This window comes from Leyella lascolaii (genome assembly GCF_900079775.1).
Lineage (GTDB): Bacteria > Bacteroidota > Bacteroidia > Bacteroidales > Bacteroidaceae > Prevotella > Prevotella lascolaii.
Window position 1 is genome coordinate 1 of record NZ_LT556058.1, and the last position, 1,059, is coordinate 1,059.

At 51.0% G+C, this 1,059-nt stretch carries 1 protein-coding gene and 1 pseudogene; both read left to right on the forward strand.

Annotated elements, in window-relative coordinates:
* Window positions 1-192: pseudogene (locus BN4609_RS16800) on the forward strand (transposase); the annotation flags it as partial.
* Between the two features lie 58 nt (window positions 193-250).
* Window positions 251-1,059 (forward strand): endo-beta-N-acetylglucosaminidase (locus BN4609_RS15455; RefSeq protein WP_438501694.1); only part of this gene is annotated, 809 nt, incomplete at its 3' end.

Here is a 1,059-nt window from a genome sequence, read left to right on the forward strand (position 1 = left end):
GCTAGCATCAATATCGCCAAGGTCGCCTGCAAGGAACTGGGAATACCGTTCTCAATATCATCCTGCAAGTCGATCATCCATAACGCTTATATGCTCAATCGATTTATTTGCGTGTTCGGTCTGCAACCGGACTCACAAGTTATTGACAAACTTTTCAAAGAACTGGTTTTATTTACTGCCAGGGCCGCTTAGGGCCTGGAAAATTTAACGAACTATTGATATATTTAACTTATTACTAATTCTTTTATTTATGAAGATTAACAAACTACTTGTCATGACCTTTCTGTCGCTTATAGCAACAGCTGGCGTCAAAGCACAGCAGCCTTACGGCGGATGCTGGCATCCCGAGGACATCAGGAACTGGTCGCCGGAGGCCGATCCGGACGCCAAGTTCAACCGATCGATGGTTCCTCTGGCTAAGAGATTCAAAGAACCGGAGCTCATGAAGGCAAACAAGAACCAGTATTATGAGGGACAGATCTGCAACGCAACGATTCTTTTCCCCACCTGTTCGATGTGTCCGTCGCAGGGAGCAAACAACTTCCTCGGCTACCAGCCCACTTACTGGCAGTACATGGACAAGCTTGTCTACTGGGCAGGCTCGGCAAGCGAGGGCATCATCATCCCTCCTCCCGCAGGCTCTACGGACACCGCGCACCAGAGCGGAGTGAAGTCCTTGGGTCAGGTATTCTTCCCTCCGTCGGCTTTCGGAGGCAGACAGGAGTGGGTGAGACAGATGCTCACGAAGGAGAACGGCAAGTACATATACGCCATCAAACTCTATGAGATAGCCAAATACATTGGTTTCGACGGATGGTTCATCAACGAGGAGACCGGCGGCGGAAGCACATCAGAGAGGGTGGACTTCATCAAGGAGTTCAACGGTATAGCCGACGCGAACGGTGACACGCAGATGGAGATACAGTGGTACAACGCTGCCAGAACCCCAAACGAGGCAATACTGAAGTCGCACAAGAACACATCGCAGTTCCTCGAGTACGGCTCGCCCGACGACTACCGCAACTATGCCGGCATCCTCGGATGCACCGAAGCCGAGAC